The 13,312-nt window shown below is 36.3% G+C and carries 15 protein-coding genes and 1 tRNA gene; 4 read left to right on the top strand and 12 right to left on the bottom strand.

The window, feature by feature from the left end; translation table 11 throughout:
- Positions 1-6 precede the first annotated feature (6 nt).
- The 4 genes from mvk to fni are packed head-to-tail and all read left to right on the top strand — an operon-like array spanning position 7 to position 4,136.
- Positions 7-960 carry a mevalonate kinase gene (gene mvk / locus ACTJFD_RS03290; RefSeq protein ID WP_442259673.1) on the top strand — a complete coding sequence of 318 codons (954 nt, stop codon included), beginning with the start codon at positions 7-9 and terminating at the stop codon, positions 958-960.
- Positions 950-1,951, top strand: coding sequence for a diphosphomevalonate decarboxylase (gene mvaD, locus ACTJFD_RS03285; RefSeq protein ID WP_442259672.1), 1,002 nt, complete (start codon positions 950-952; stop codon positions 1,949-1,951). The genes mvk and mvaD overlap by 11 nt, the downstream gene beginning before the upstream one ends.
- 13 nt (positions 1,952-1,964) lie before the next feature.
- On the top strand, positions 1,965-3,077 hold the full coding sequence (locus ACTJFD_RS03280) for a phosphomevalonate kinase (RefSeq protein ID WP_442259671.1): 1,113 nt from the start codon (positions 1,965-1,967) through the stop codon (positions 3,075-3,077).
- Positions 3,078-4,136: a type 2 isopentenyl-diphosphate Delta-isomerase gene (gene fni, locus ACTJFD_RS03275; RefSeq protein WP_442259670.1), complete on the top strand. Its 1,059-nt coding sequence runs from the start codon at positions 3,078-3,080 to the stop codon at positions 4,134-4,136.
- A gap of 31 nt (positions 4,137-4,167) precedes the next feature.
- On the opposite strand, the gene ACTJFD_RS03270 is transcribed toward fni, so the two are convergent.
- The 12 genes from ACTJFD_RS03270 to ACTJFD_RS03215 all read right to left on the bottom strand — a co-directional run bounded on the left by ACTJFD_RS03270 (position 4,168) and on the right by ACTJFD_RS03215 (position 13,312).
- Complete coding sequence (locus ACTJFD_RS03270) at positions 4,168-5,106, bottom strand: hexose kinase (RefSeq protein WP_442259669.1); 939 nt, start codon at positions 5,104-5,106, stop codon at positions 4,168-4,170.
- Between the two features lie 19 nt (positions 5,107-5,125).
- Positions 5,126-6,115: a tagatose-bisphosphate aldolase gene (lacD, locus tag ACTJFD_RS03265; RefSeq protein WP_442259668.1), complete on the bottom strand. Its 990-nt coding sequence runs from the start codon at positions 6,113-6,115 to the stop codon at positions 5,126-5,128.
- Between the two features lie 14 nt (positions 6,116-6,129).
- Positions 6,130-7,281, bottom strand: coding sequence for an N-acetylglucosamine-6-phosphate deacetylase (nagA, locus tag ACTJFD_RS03260; RefSeq protein WP_442259667.1), 1,152 nt, complete (start codon positions 7,279-7,281; stop codon positions 6,130-6,132).
- A 15-nt stretch (positions 7,282-7,296) separates the two neighbouring features.
- Positions 7,297-8,454, bottom strand: a complete 1,158-nt coding sequence (locus ACTJFD_RS03255; RefSeq protein ID WP_442259666.1) for an SIS domain-containing protein — start codon at positions 8,452-8,454, stop codon at positions 7,297-7,299.
- Positions 8,455-8,474: 20 nt separating this feature from the next.
- Positions 8,475-9,200, bottom strand: coding sequence for a GntR family transcriptional regulator (locus tag ACTJFD_RS03250; protein ID WP_442259665.1), 726 nt, complete (start codon positions 9,198-9,200; stop codon positions 8,475-8,477).
- 217 nt (positions 9,201-9,417) lie between these two features.
- A complete protein-coding gene (locus ACTJFD_RS03245; RefSeq protein ID WP_442259664.1) occupies positions 9,418-10,446 on the bottom strand; it encodes a PTS system mannose/fructose/sorbose family transporter subunit IID in 1,029 nt (342 codons plus the stop codon).
- Entirely contained in the window at positions 10,436-11,248 is an 813-nt protein-coding gene (locus tag ACTJFD_RS03240) for a PTS mannose/fructose/sorbose/N-acetylgalactosamine transporter subunit IIC (RefSeq protein WP_442259663.1), read from the bottom strand. The genes ACTJFD_RS03245 and ACTJFD_RS03240 overlap by 11 nt, the downstream gene beginning before the upstream one ends.
- Before the next feature lie 15 nt (positions 11,249-11,263).
- Positions 11,264-11,743, bottom strand: a complete 480-nt coding sequence (gene agaV / locus ACTJFD_RS03235; protein ID WP_442259662.1) for a PTS N-acetylgalactosamine transporter subunit IIB — start codon at positions 11,741-11,743, stop codon at positions 11,264-11,266.
- 12 nt (positions 11,744-11,755) lie between these two features.
- Positions 11,756-12,037 (bottom strand): preprotein translocase subunit YajC, encoded by a 282-nt coding sequence (gene yajC, locus ACTJFD_RS03230; RefSeq protein WP_442259661.1) that lies wholly within the window; start codon positions 12,035-12,037, stop codon positions 11,756-11,758.
- A gap of 2 nt (positions 12,038-12,039) precedes the next feature.
- A complete protein-coding gene (locus tag ACTJFD_RS03225; protein ID WP_442259660.1) occupies positions 12,040-12,471 on the bottom strand; it encodes a PTS sugar transporter subunit IIA in 432 nt (143 codons plus the stop codon).
- 280 nt (positions 12,472-12,751) lie between these two features.
- Positions 12,752-12,835, bottom strand: a tRNA-Leu gene (locus tag ACTJFD_RS03220).
- A 30-nt stretch (positions 12,836-12,865) separates the two neighbouring features.
- Complete coding sequence (locus ACTJFD_RS03215) at positions 12,866-13,312, bottom strand: SprT family protein (protein ID WP_442259659.1); 447 nt, start codon at positions 13,310-13,312, stop codon at positions 12,866-12,868.

Genomic DNA, 13,312 nt, shown 5'->3' with positions numbered 1-13,312 from the left:
TTTCTTATGACAATATCTAAAATCGGCGAAGGAATCGCCAACGGTAAGATTATTTTATTAGGCGAGCATTCAGTGGTTTATCATCAACCTTCGATTGCTATTCCTTTTCCAGCCGTTCAAATAAAAACGACTGTCGCTTCACAAACAGGAAAAACTAAAATTGATTGTGATTTTTATCATGGTCTCATTGAAGAAATGCCAGAATTATTAGAAAGCTTAAAAGAAACGATTCGTGTTTGTTTAGAACGACTCGAACAAACAAAGACCCCCTTACACCTTACTATCGAAAGTAGCATTCCTGCTGAAAGAGGAATGGGGTCAAGCGCAGCGGTAGCGGTAGCGACGACTCGTGCTCTTTTCGATTATTTCGACACTCCTCTTTCTCAAAAAGAGTTACTTGAAATTGTCGATATCTCTGAAAAAATTGCACACGGAAATCCAAGTGGTTTAGACGCTTTAATGACCAGTAGTTCTATTCCTTATTACTACATTAAGGGTGAGCCTTTCCAACCAATTAATCTTCATTTAAACGCTTGGCTAATTGTCGCGGATACGGGAATTACTGGCCAAACAAAAGAAGCCGTCACCAGTGTCGCTAAAAAACTAAATGGTCCTGATCAAGATCAATATAAAATAAAAATAGATGAATTAGGAGTCTTAGCTTTACAAGGTAAGATCGCTTTAGAAAAAAACCAACCTCTTTTACTAGGAAAACAAATGACGATGGTTCACCAACTCTTACAACAACTTGACGTTTCCAACCAAACACTGGACCTCTTAGTCCAAATAGCACTCCAAAATGAGGCTTTAGGCGCTAAATTAACAGGTGGTGGTCGTGGCGGTTGTATGATTGCTTTAGCCAAAGACGAAAAAACGGCTCAAAAAATTAGCCATGCACTAAAAGAGGCTGGCGCTAAAAAGACCTGGTTGTATGAAATGAGGGATCCTGATGAAGAATAATGAAGGCTTGTGTCGTGCGCATACCAATATTGCTTTAATTAAATATTGGGGCAAACGCAATGAAGAACTATTTTTACCCATGAATAGTAGTCTTTCTCTCACTTTAGATGCTTTCTATACTGATACAAAAGTTTCTCTAGATGAAACTTTAGAAGAAGATCTTTTCTTCTTAGATGGAGAGTTGCAACCTGAAAAAGAAAGACAAAAAATCACCCATTTCTTAGATCTTTTCCGTCAAGCAGCAAATCAGACGATAAAAGTCCGCGTGGAGAGTTACAATCATGTTCCTACTGCAGCTGGTTTAGCTTCTTCTGCTTCTGCCTTTGCGGCTTTGGCAGGTGCAGCTAACCAAGCGTTTAACCTCGGTCTTTCACTACCAACTCTCTCAACCTTCGCACGTCGCGGAAGTGGCAGTTCCACCCGAAGTCTTTTTGGTGGCTTTGTTGAATGGAAGATGGGAATTGACGATGACAGTACTTCTAGCTATGCCATCCCCATTGATAACGCTGATTGGGATATTGCTATGCTTGTCATCGCTGTTAACAAAAGTAAAAAAAAGCTCTCTAGTCGTGTAGGAATGAAACAAACGGTGGCTACGTCCCCTTTCTATCCTGCCTGGGTAGAAAGTGCTGCTACTGATTTAATTGAAGTCAAAAAAGCCATTGCAGCCCGTAATTTTATCCGTCTAGGTGAGATCACCGAAGCAAATGGTATGAAGATGCACGGAACCATGTTGGGGGCAACACCTCCTATCTCTTATTGGGAACCCGATAGCATCAAAGCCATTAAAAAAGTCCAAGAAATCCGTGAACAAGGGTTACCCTGCTATGTTACAATGGATGCTGGACCAAATGTCAAAGTTCTTTGTCGTCAATCTGATATCGAACAAATCAAACAATATTTACTAAATTATTTTAAATCAGAACAACTAATATCTTCAAAAGTTGGCGCTGGTATCCAGTTATTAAAACACTCCGACTGGATGTATTAAAGGAGGAATTTTTTTGATAAAAGCAAGTGCACCGGGAAAACTATATATTGCAGGTGAATATGCTGTTTTAGAACCAGGTCATCCGGCGATTGTTGTCGCTCTTGACCAATTTATTACGGTTTCACTTCAAGAAGCAAAAGAACAAGGAAGCATCTCTTCTAGATATTCAAATGGCATTTCAATTCCTTGGACAAGAAAAAATGGAAAATTCTACATGGATGAACGTGAAAATCCGTTTTCTTATATTACGAAATCACTCACTGTAGTCGAACAATTTTTACAAGAACAAGGACAACAATTAAAATATTTTGATTTAACCATTCAAAGTGAGCTCGATAATAAAGACGGCCGTAAATACGGACTAGGCTCGAGTGGTGCTGTTACGATTGCAACCATTAAAGCCATGCTCACTTTCTATAAAATTGATTACACGGCAGAACTTCTTTATAAGTTAGCCGCTATTACCCATCTTGCATTGAATAGTAATGGTAGTTTTGGTGATTTAGCAGCTAGTTCTTATGAAGGTTGGGTGGCTTATTCTTGTTTTGATCGACAATGGTTATTAGCTGAAATCAATAATCCAAATATGACATTAACTAAATTAGTAAAAAAAACGTGGCCAAAATTACGGATTGAACCTTTAGAGGCTCCTACTGACTTACGCTTATTGATTGGCTGGACAGGATCGCCTGCTTCTACTACCTTTTTAGTCGACCAAGTAAAAGATGAACAAAGTGATATGAATGGTTTTTACAAGCAATTTTTAAAAGATAGTAAAGATTGTGTTAATCAAATGATTACTGCCTTTAAAGAACAGAATATCGATGAAATCCAAAAACAAATACGAACCAATCGACATCTTTTAAAATCGCTTGGTCATCAAAGTGGGGTTGATATCGAAACAACAGCGCTGAGTGACCTTTGCTCAATTGCTGAGAGCTTTTCTGGCGCAGCTAAATCATCAGGTGCTGGTGGAGGGGACTGTGGTATTGTTTTATCGAAGCAACAAGATGAAATCTTACCGATGATGACGCTTTGGCGTGAGCAAGGTATTGTTAATTTACCACTCCAAGTTTTTAAAAAAACGACCATTCCAACAACACCAATCCTTTTGGAGGATCACTAGATGACAGATGCTTGGCTTAGAAAAGACCAACACGTTCATTTTTCTGAAATGCAATATCATGAAAAGGGGCACAACGGTTTGGATGATGTTCGCTTAATTCATCATTCATTCTCACCCTTAACACTTGATGAGATTCAACTTACAACACACCTTGATTCGATTGCCTTAGAGGTTCCCTTTTTTATTAATGCTATGACTGGCGGCAGTCCCAAAACTAAGATTATTAATCAGAATTTAGCTTTGATTGCTAAAGAAACCAACGTAGCAATGGCCGTTGGTTCTGTTAGTACGGCTTTAAAACATCCCGAATTGGAAGATAGTTTTAAAATTGTGCGACAAACCAATCCTGATGGAATTATCTTTACCAATTTAGGCGCGCATCATTCATTAGAAAATGCAAAAAAAGCAGTTGCTTTACTAAATGCAGATGCTTTACAAATCCATCTTAATACACCACAAGAATTAGTCATGCCTGAAGGCGATCGTGATTTTCGCTCATGGCTTACTAATATCGAAGCAATGGTAAAGCATTTAGAGGTCCCTGTTATCGTTAAAGAAGTCGGCTTTGGAATGTCGAAACAAACCATTCAACAACTTGTTGATGTCGGGGTTAAGGTTATTGATGTCGCTGGTAGAGGTGGAACCAACTTCATTCAAATTGAAAATCAGAGACGTAAAAAACCAAGCTTTAATTATCTCTACGACTGGGGACAAACAACAGCTGAATCTTTGTTAGAGGCACAATCATTTATGACGCAAGCTGATTTTATTGCTTCTGGCGGATTACGTCAGCCTCTTGATTTCCTTAAATCCTTCGTTTTAGGAGCTAAAGCAGTTGGCTTATCTGGTGAAGTGCTCCATCAAACCTTAACTCAAGGAACCGAGGCTACTATCGAAAACTTAAAACGTTGGCAAATCGAACTAAAAAAATTAATGTTGCTAACGAACATTTCAAAAATAGAAATGGCAAACGATACTGATTTTATTCTTTCGCAAGAGTTACTCAGCTATTGTCAACAACGTCATCTTTATTTAAATAAACAAAAGCGATTAAAGTGAAAGTCAATCTTCTCACTTTAATCGCTTCTTTTTATACTTTTTTTACATCAACTAAGTCAAAATAAGTTTGAAATTTTGCCGCATCAACATAACCTGTTTTTGCTTCCATTGTATTCAAAAGACCTAATGTCATTGCTGTTTTCAGAACAGCTTCGACTGATTTACCTTGTTCAAGTGCCATTGCTAATCCAGCCACACTTGAATCACCACTACCGACGGGATTAACGACATTGATTTTAGGGATAGACACTCGGTAATAATCAGCGCCTACTTTAGCAAAAGCCCCTTCTGCTCCTAGCGAAATCATAATGAATTCAATTCCTTCAAATAATTCCGTCATTAAAAGCGTTTTGAGCTCTGCTAACTGATCGAGCGATAATTTCTCACCAGTTAACTCTTCGATTTCAGTTAAATTAGGTTTAATCGCATAAGGTTTATCTTTTGAAACTAAAACTGCTTCTAAAGAAGCTCCAGAACTATCTAAAATCACTTTTTTCCCCATTTTATTTAGCTGAGCAATCAAAGACTGATAACTTGTTTGAGGCAAACCTTTAGATAAACTACCTGAAATTGTCACTATATCATGATCAGTTAAAAGACCATTTAAATGTTCCTCAAATGCTACTAAATCACATTCTGAAAGAACGGGGCCCCCCTCTAAAATTTCCGTTTGAGCACCCTCATCGTGTAAAATAGCAATACAGTTTCTCGTTTCACCAGCAATTGATTGAAAATCATGTTGAATACCATTTTCTGTTAACTGGTCAGCAATAAATCGACCGATGTTGCCCCCTAAAAAACCTGTTGCACATACCGGATGGCCCATTTGATGTAAAACTCGGGTCACATTTAAGCCTTTACCACCTGCCGTTTTACTTACTTCTTGGCATCGATTCACGTCATTTATTTTCAAATGTTCGATTGGATAAGAAATATCTAATGACGGGTTTAAAGTAATTGTTAAAACCATCTGTTTCTCACCTCTCTAATTAAAATTTTGTATGCCATGACGTTGCTGTACGATATAATACTTCATTCAATTCTTCAATGTTTTTACGTCCTTGTGTTTGCAACCAAGTTCTAGCTGCAGCTTCCCCTTCGTGAGCAAAAATAGCAACGCCATCTTTCCATGTTGCACGACCACAAAGCACACCGTTAAATGTTGAGCCTGCTTCTTTAGCAAATTCTAAAGTATCTTGGAACATTTTCGCACTAACTCCGGCACTTAGGAAGATAAATGGTAAGTCACTTGCATCACTTTGTTCTTTAAAGTATTTTTTCGCTTCAGCTTTTGTGTAAATAACGTCAGCTTCATTTTCACAGAATCCTTCAACAAATTTCATGTTAACTGGAACTTCCATTTTAAGAACATCGACTTTGTAGCAATCTTTTGAAAATTCTTTCATCATTTCATTCACTTTATGAGGTTTTACTTTTGCAAATTCTTTTGAAGCATTGTCATCATTTTTCGCATCATAAGATAATAGTTCTAAATAAAATGGAATATCTTCAGCGGCACACTCACTACCGATACGTTCAACAAAGGCCTTTTTGCGATCATTGACTACGTCTGCTTCATCAACATCATAATATAACAAGAATTTAACTGCATCTGCTTTAGCTTCGCGAATACGATAAGCAGACCAATCAACGATTAAGTCTGGGAAACGACCAGGTTCAGTTGCATCATAGCCTGTTTGTTCGTAAGCAAGTAAAAGACCTGCATCTGCTACTTTAACTTCAGAAGCTGGTAAACCATATTCTGGGTCTAATAAAATTGACGTTGAATAAGGGGTTAATTCTTCAGAAACCAATTTTTTGAATTCAACAATAGCTTCTGTTACATCACCTTTATAACCTTCTTTAGCTAACATTTTTTTCAATGCGCCACGTTGGTCAATCGCTAATGCTCCGATAATTCCTTCTTTTGTTGATAACTGATCCATAAATTTTCTTTTTGTCGCTGTTAATTCTCTCATGTTTTTCGCTCCCATTATTTAGTATATTTTTCTTCGCCATCAAGATATGTTTTACATAATTCTAACTGGTTGTCTAAAACGATAAAATCGGCTGCTTTGCCTTTTTTGATACTACCACAGACATCATCAATTCCAACACTTTTTGCTGGCGCTAAAGAGGCCATTTTTAAAGCATCAAAAACAGTCGCTACGTTCCAATCAACGACGTTTTTCACGCCACCAATTAGAGTCAATACACTCCCTGCTAATGAACCATTTGATTCTAAACGAGCCGCACCATTTTCAACTTTAACTGGAAATTCGCCTAAATGATAATGTCCTTCTGGCATGCCACCTGCACGCATACAATCTGTAATTAAAGCGATTTTTTCAGGTGTCTTTACATTGACTAAAATATCAACTGCCGTTGGGTGGACATGGTGTCCATCGCAAATTAATTCACCATAAGCTTCTCTTGAAGCCATCGCACAACCAACCATACCAGGTTCACGATGAGTAAAACCGCTCATCCCATTAAAAGTATGAACAAAAATACTACCACCATGTTCGACACCTTTTTTAGCTTCTTCATAAGTCGCATCACTGTGAGCTAAAGCTACCGTAACTCCCTTTTTGGTGACTTCAGAAATAAACGCTAAAGCTCCCTCTTTTTCTGGCGCTAAAGCAATCTTATTAATCAAACCATTGGCTTGTGTTTGCCATTCGTCAAATTCTTCAATACTTGGGTGTGTAAAGTAAATTGGATTTTGCGCTCCCTTATGTTCCTCAGTAAAATAAGGTCCTTCAAAGAAAATCCCTTGAATTTTAGCTCCTTCAACCTCGTCTTTAACTTCAGCAATTGTATGAGCTACTTTTCCTAAAAGTTCTGATGATGACGTTAAGGTTGTCGGTAAGAATGAGGTCACCCCACAACTTAATAATCCTTTAGAAATTTCTTTAATTCCCTCGGTATCATTATCCATCACATCATGATTTAAAAAACCATGAATATGAGTATCCACTAGACCTGGTCCAATCCACTTATCGCCAAAATCAATGATTTTCGCGCCTTCTGGTACTTCTTTAACACAATCGCCAAAGATTCCATCAACAATTTCTAAATACGAATGTGTTTCAACGGTTTCTTCTAAAAATATTTTTTCAGCTGTTATAAAAAATTGGTTCATTATGAACATCCCCTTTTATAGTGTATGAATGGTTACGCCTTTAACGACACGGTTAACAGTTCCGCTTGGTGATGGTGTATCTGGTTTGTTTCCTACTTTAATTGATGATAGCAACGAAACAACTTGAGCAACCATGACAAATGGTAATGCTAGATAACCATCGGGTAAGACAACATCGTCTGTTAAAATAATTTTTTCACCAGTATAACTTGTTGTGTTTTGAGCAATCGCAATTGTTTTAGCTGCTATGTCATTCCCTTTGATTTCTTCTAAAATATCACAATCATACTGTTCACTATATACGTCATTGCTAATAAAACCAAAAACTAATGTTTCTTCGTCAACAAATGATTTAGGTCCGTGACGGAAGCCCATTGATGAATCAAAAGCTGTCGTAATTTTTCCAGCTGTTAATTCTAATAATTTTAATTGTGCTTCACGAGTTAAACCACTTAAACTACCAGAACCCAAGTAAACAACACGATCAAATTTTTGATCAATCCAGCTTTGGATTAACTCTTCTTGAGCTAATACTTGATTTCCCATTGTAACCATTGCTGTCACAAGCTCTTCATGATTTGTATGTGTTTGATCAAATGTTAAGAGTGCTGTTAATGTCATACATGAAAAACTGCCTGTCATTGCGAAGCCTTTATCATTTGACAATTCTGGCATCAAAACAACTAACGAAGAAGAATCACCTTTCGCATTTTGAGCTAATTTTCCTTCGGGTGCACATGTGATGACTAAATGACGAATATTTTTAACAAGTTGATTAGCTAAATCAATCGTTGCCACGCTCTCTGGTGAATTTCCACTTCTTGCAAAAGAAACTAATAAGGTTGGAACTTCTGATTTTAAGTAAGCATAAGGAGCTGATACGATATCCGTTGTTGGAATAGCTTCGAAAATAAAATCTTCAGCATTTCCAAAACGAGTTAAATGAGGTTTAATCACGTCACCTACGTAAGCAGACGTCCCTGCACCCGTAAAAATAACTCTTACTTTTTGACCCATCTCTTTTTTGAAATCAGCAATAAAACTTGTAATCGCTGCTTCATTCTCTTTGAAAATACTTAACGTTTCTTTCCATAACTTTGGCTGTTGACTAATTTCTTGCGTTGTAATTGTTGCACCAATCTCATCTAATTTTTCTTTATTCCAATCTAACATGTTTTAATTTCCTCTCTTTTCTAAGGTATTCGATTATGTAAAATTTTATATCTAAATTGATCGGCTCTAGCCACACTTAAGGTATACTCAATCACTTCATTATTAGTATTGTATGTTTCTCGGATTAAATTAAGTGCAGGCGAACCTGTTGGAACATCTAACCATTCAGCATCTTTACCATTAACAATACTGGCATAAAATTCTTCTTCAGCATATTTGATAACTTCACCATACTCACTAAGAAATAAATCATATAGTGATTTTAAATCTAGTTTTTCTTCTGTTAAAGATGCAAATTTTATTTGCGGTAGATACGTTCGCTCAAGCATCATCGGTTGACCATCTGCTAAACGTAATCGTTTTATCTTGATAATTTTGACACCTTTGTGAACACCCAGACGATCAGCAAAATACTGATTGGCTGACACTACCTCAAAAGATAATGTTTTCGTTTGGGGAATACGTCCTAATGATTTCATTTGTTCTGTAAAACTATAGGCACCTGATAAATTCATCACACTATCTGAAACACTAGAAACAAAGGTCCCTTTACCATGTTTTTTATAAATATAGCCTAAATGCTCTAATTCCTGTAAAGCTAAACGAACCGTCGTCCGGCTAACACCATGAATCTCAGATAAATCCCTTTCTGAAGGTAATAGATCATGAGGTTTCATTTCCGTTTTAATCGTTTCTCTCAAGGTATCAACTAATTTTCCATACAAAGACTGTTTTTTTTCTTCCATACTAGCCTCCTTGTCATTACCAACTGGTATCAACCACTTACATTATGAGTGATTTATTTTTATTTGTCAACTAAAAAAAAGAGCCTGAAAGCTTTTTAGCATCTCAGACTCTTTTGCTTGTTCTTTTATTAAGGCTAGTCTAACAATCAACTACCCTAACCATAAACTTCTTTTAATTTTTTACTATCGAGTCTCAAGTTAGAGCATGACTATTGATTTATGCTGGCCAAATACTTGGCCAAATACCAAATCCTGAACCGATTAGTCCTAAAACTAAAACTAAACCAATACATTTAAGTGGTGTCCAGCTACGCTTAGCCATTAAGAAGTATAGCAATAGCGAAATTGCTAATGGTAAGATTTGTGGTAAGATACCATCCAAAATACTTTGAATATCAATATTAACTGGTTTTTCTTCGTTTTGATTGAAAACCACTTCATATTTACCGTTTTCAAGTTCTGTCACACTTGCATTTTCTTGTAAATCTTCCGTTAACTTACCATCTTCATCTGCTTGATATAACATATCATCATACTTTGATACTTCAGATTCAGAGTCAACAATCGTTGTTACTTGACGAACTTCATTCGTTGTACCGTTTGGAATCACGACTTCAATTTTTGTCGCACCGTAAACTGAAATTAATGACCCAACGATAAAGATCCCTAAAATACTCGCTGCTCGAGTAAACTCCTTGGCATTTTCTGTTAGAATACCTATGGCGTTCGTACCGAGTCGATAAGACCATTTCATCAAGAAGAAACGTAGAGCAAATTGAGCCCCGTTAAAGATGATTAAGAAAATAAACGGCGCAGCGATATTACCATTAATCGCCATATTGGCGGTAATACCAGCGGTAATCGGAACTAATGTAAACCAGAATAACGCATCACCAATACCACCTAAAGGTCCCATCGCCGCAACTCTTACGGCACGAATCGTTGGAATATCAGTTTTATTTTGTTCCATTGAAAGAATAATCCCCATTACAAAGTTAACTAAAAATGGATGAGTATTAAAGAATTCTAAGTTATGACTCATTGACGCTGCTAAGTCATCTTTATCAGTATGTATTTTTTTCAAGCCTGGTAAGATAGAATATAACCAACCTCCAGCTTGCATTCTTTCATAGTTAAAAGACGCTTGTAAAAATAATGAACGCCAGACCATTTGATTTAATGTCTTATTATCAAGATTTTCAGCAGGGGCTTGGTCTTTATATGTATCAGGAATATTATATGCCATCTTCTTCTCCTCCTTCATCATTTAGACTACCATTAGCTGTAGCTGCTTTGAATTTTGTTTGGATTTGGAAATCCCAGTAAGCAATTGCAAAACCAATGAAAGCTAAAATAATTAAAGCAGGGCCACTTAGACTTTCTGAAGCCATTACAATTGTTGCTAAACCAAAACCAGCAAACAAGAAGCCCCATAGATCTTTTGATAACATTACTTTCATTAAGATTGCGAACCCTACATAACGCATCATACCACCAGCCGCTGAAAGACCACCCATTAACCAAACTGGGATCATTTCAACTACTTTATCACCAAATGTTGCTCCACCGATAAAGAATAATGTCACGATTAAACCAAAAACAGTTCCTAAAGCAATCATTGATAAATAGTTAATTTTTTCAATCCCTTTAGTATCTGCTTCATGAGCATAATTATCTGCAACTGTCATCACTGGTGACATCAGTGAGAAGATAATGGTTACTCCATATTGACCTAATAACGAGAATGGAATGGCTGTTGCCACTGCAGCTGTTGGTTCTAGTTTTAACGTAATCGCTAAGACAGCTGCCATAATTCCTCCAATTACCGCGTTAGGTGGCTGTGCTCCACCAACCGGCATATTACCAATTGTCATTAATTGATAAGTACCACCAACAACTAAACCTGTTTGTACATCCCCTAAAATCAAACCAACTAAAAGTCCCGTGACAATCGGTTGATACAGTGATTCTAAGAAACTAAATTGATCAATCGCAACAATAAAAGTAACAATAAAAATTAATAATACCTGAATTATTGAATAATCCATCTTTTTCACTCCTTATTATTTATAAAGTTTTGAAATATCCTCCACAGCTGTTGAAGGTACTCGTTGAATTTCAAGTTTCACTCCATGTTCTTCCAATTTTTTAAATGCTGCCACATCGGCCTCGTCAACTGCTACTGTTGTCGCAACTTGACGTTTTCCTTCAGCCATATGCATATTACCGATGTTTACTTTTTTTATGTCCGTAACTCCTCCCTCAACTAGTTTTAATGCATCTTCTGGTGAATCAACAACAATAAAAATTTTCTGACGGTCTGCTGCTTTGTGGATAATATCAATCGTTTTTTGAAGACTAAAGTAACGTGTCGCTACCCCAGTCGGTGCTGCCATATCCATTAATCCTTGACGTGTTTTATCATTAGCTACCTTATCATTGGCTACTAAAATTAAATTAGCTCCAATTGTTCCACACCATTGTGTTGCTACTTGTCCATGGATTAATCGATTATCAATTCTTGTTAATAAAATATTTGCCATTTTAAAATCCCCCTATTTACTTTTTGTTATTTTGGAAACAGAATAACGAGAAACTTCCATTAATTGACCTGATTTTAACCTCAAATCAATAATCTCATCACCTAATTTAGCCACTTCACCATAAATTCCATTTAAAATAAGAACTTGGTCGCCAACTTTTAGATTTTTGTGTACTTCTTTAAAATGTTTTTTTTGTGCTTTTAAATTTTTTGAATTTAGTAAATAAAAAACAATCAACATTAAAATAATAATAATAATAATAGCAATCGATGAATATAAGACATATTCCCACATAGTTAAATCCCGTCCGTTTCCTCTTCGGCTTTTTCTGTTGGTAGTTCGCCAATAACTATCCCTTGTTTAGCACTCTCTATAACCTTAATCAAAAGATCTTCAATTTCTGTTCCCATCATCGTTTGAGCCATAAATTCTAATAAAATTGGTAAGTTAGTTCCTGCCAAAACATGAACGTTGTTATTTTTTAGTTTAACTAACATTGATTGATTAAATGGGGTCCCTCCCATTAAATCAGTAAAGATTACAAGCTCATCTGATTTGTTTAACAACTCTTCACTCAGCTGTTCTAAATTTGTTTGATAGGTTTCTAATGGTTCTTCTTCTCTAAATGGTAACGCTCTCACGTTTTCTTGTGGACCGGCTATCATTTCTAGCGCATGGGTCAACCCATTTGAAAACTCACCATGACCTGTCACGATACAACTAATCATCTCTCATTCTCCCTTCAATTTTAGTCATCACAACCATCTGGTTGTAACCACTTTCAATATAACGCTATTTCAAAAAAATGTCAACAGTATATACCATTTTGTATTCAAACATTTTTTACGAACGAACTTATCACTCGTTTAACACTATAAAGCGTCACCATTAAAAACAGGTCATGACTTATACAAAGTAATTATGGCTCTATAATAAATAGGACTGATGAGAATTTAAAATTCTCATCAGTCCTATTTCTATTTTTTCTATAAAAAACAGTTCTTTTAATGCGGCCAAGAAGATTTGAACTTCCACGGGAGATACTCCCACTAGCCCCTCAAGCTAGCGCGTCTGCCATTCCGCCATGACCGCAAGAAAACCTCTAAATAAAAATATAAAGGTTTACGTTCCATTTGTCAACAATTCTAACGGACCACCACAAAGACAGCCAAATTTTTTCAAATTAATTTTACGTTGTCGCTTAACTTTTTGATGACAATTTAGACATTGATATTCATGATACTTTCTTTCATCAACTAATGATTTAACATACCGACTACCTCCCGTTGCTTTTAACAACGCTTTAAAATCATAATCTTTGTGTTGATAACCTTGATTAAGTTGATGCAAATGATAATGACAAAGCTCGTGTTTAATAACTCCCACTAACTCATCCATTCCATATTTTTCTAATACTTTTGGATTAAAATCTAACTGGTGATCGTTCAAATGATAACGACCACCAGTTGTTTTTAATCTCGAATTAAAAGACGCTTGATGCCTAAACGGACGGTTGAAAAAGATTAAAGAGATTTCTTCAACTAACCGTTGCAATTCTTTCTCACTCAT

This window comes from Vagococcus sp., from assembly GCF_052102835.1.
GTDB lineage: Bacteria > Bacillota > Bacilli > Lactobacillales > Vagococcaceae > Vagococcus.
Note: the sequence above shows the minus strand (reverse complement) of the source record. Positions and strands in the feature narration are given on the sequence as shown.

Bases quoted from the DNA above. Each gene is read 5' to 3' on its own strand.
- mvk (WP_442259673.1), top strand. From the start codon at position 7: ATGACAATATCTAAAATCGGCGAAGGAATCGCCAACGGTAAGATTATT.
- agaV (WP_442259662.1), bottom strand. From the start codon at position 11,743: ATGGCAAATATTTTATTAACAAGAATTGATAATCGATTAATCCATGGA.
- ACTJFD_RS03250 (WP_442259665.1), bottom strand. From the start codon at position 9,200: ATGGAAGAAAAAAAACAGTCTTTGTATGGAAAATTAGTTGATACCTTG.
- ACTJFD_RS03240 (WP_442259663.1), bottom strand. From the start codon at position 11,248: ATGGATTATTCAATAATTCAGGTATTATTAATTTTTATTGTTACTTTT.
- mvaD (WP_442259672.1), top strand. From the start codon at position 950: ATGAAGAATAATGAAGGCTTGTGTCGTGCGCATACCAATATTGCTTTA.
- yajC (WP_442259661.1), bottom strand. From the start codon at position 12,037: ATGTGGGAATATGTCTTATATTCATCGATTGCTATTATTATTATTATT.
- ACTJFD_RS03255 (WP_442259666.1), bottom strand. From the start codon at position 8,454: ATGTTAGATTGGAATAAAGAAAAATTAGATGAGATTGGTGCAACAATT.
- ACTJFD_RS03270 (WP_442259669.1), bottom strand. From the start codon at position 5,106: ATGGTTTTAACAATTACTTTAAACCCGTCATTAGATATTTCTTATCCA.
- fni (WP_442259670.1), top strand. From the start codon at position 3,078: ATGACAGATGCTTGGCTTAGAAAAGACCAACACGTTCATTTTTCTGAA.
- nagA (WP_442259667.1), bottom strand. From the start codon at position 7,281: ATGAACCAATTTTTTATAACAGCTGAAAAAATATTTTTAGAAGAAACC.
- ACTJFD_RS03215 (WP_442259659.1), bottom strand. From the start codon at position 13,312: ATGAGTGAGAAAGAATTGCAACGGTTAGTTGAAGAAATCTCTTTAATC.
- ACTJFD_RS03245 (WP_442259664.1), bottom strand. From the start codon at position 10,446: ATGGCATATAATATTCCTGATACATATAAAGACCAAGCCCCTGCTGAA.
- ACTJFD_RS03225 (WP_442259660.1), bottom strand. From the start codon at position 12,471: ATGATTAGTTGTATCGTGACAGGTCATGGTGAGTTTTCAAATGGGTTG.
- lacD (WP_442259668.1), bottom strand. From the start codon at position 6,115: ATGAGAGAATTAACAGCGACAAAAAGAAAATTTATGGATCAGTTATCA.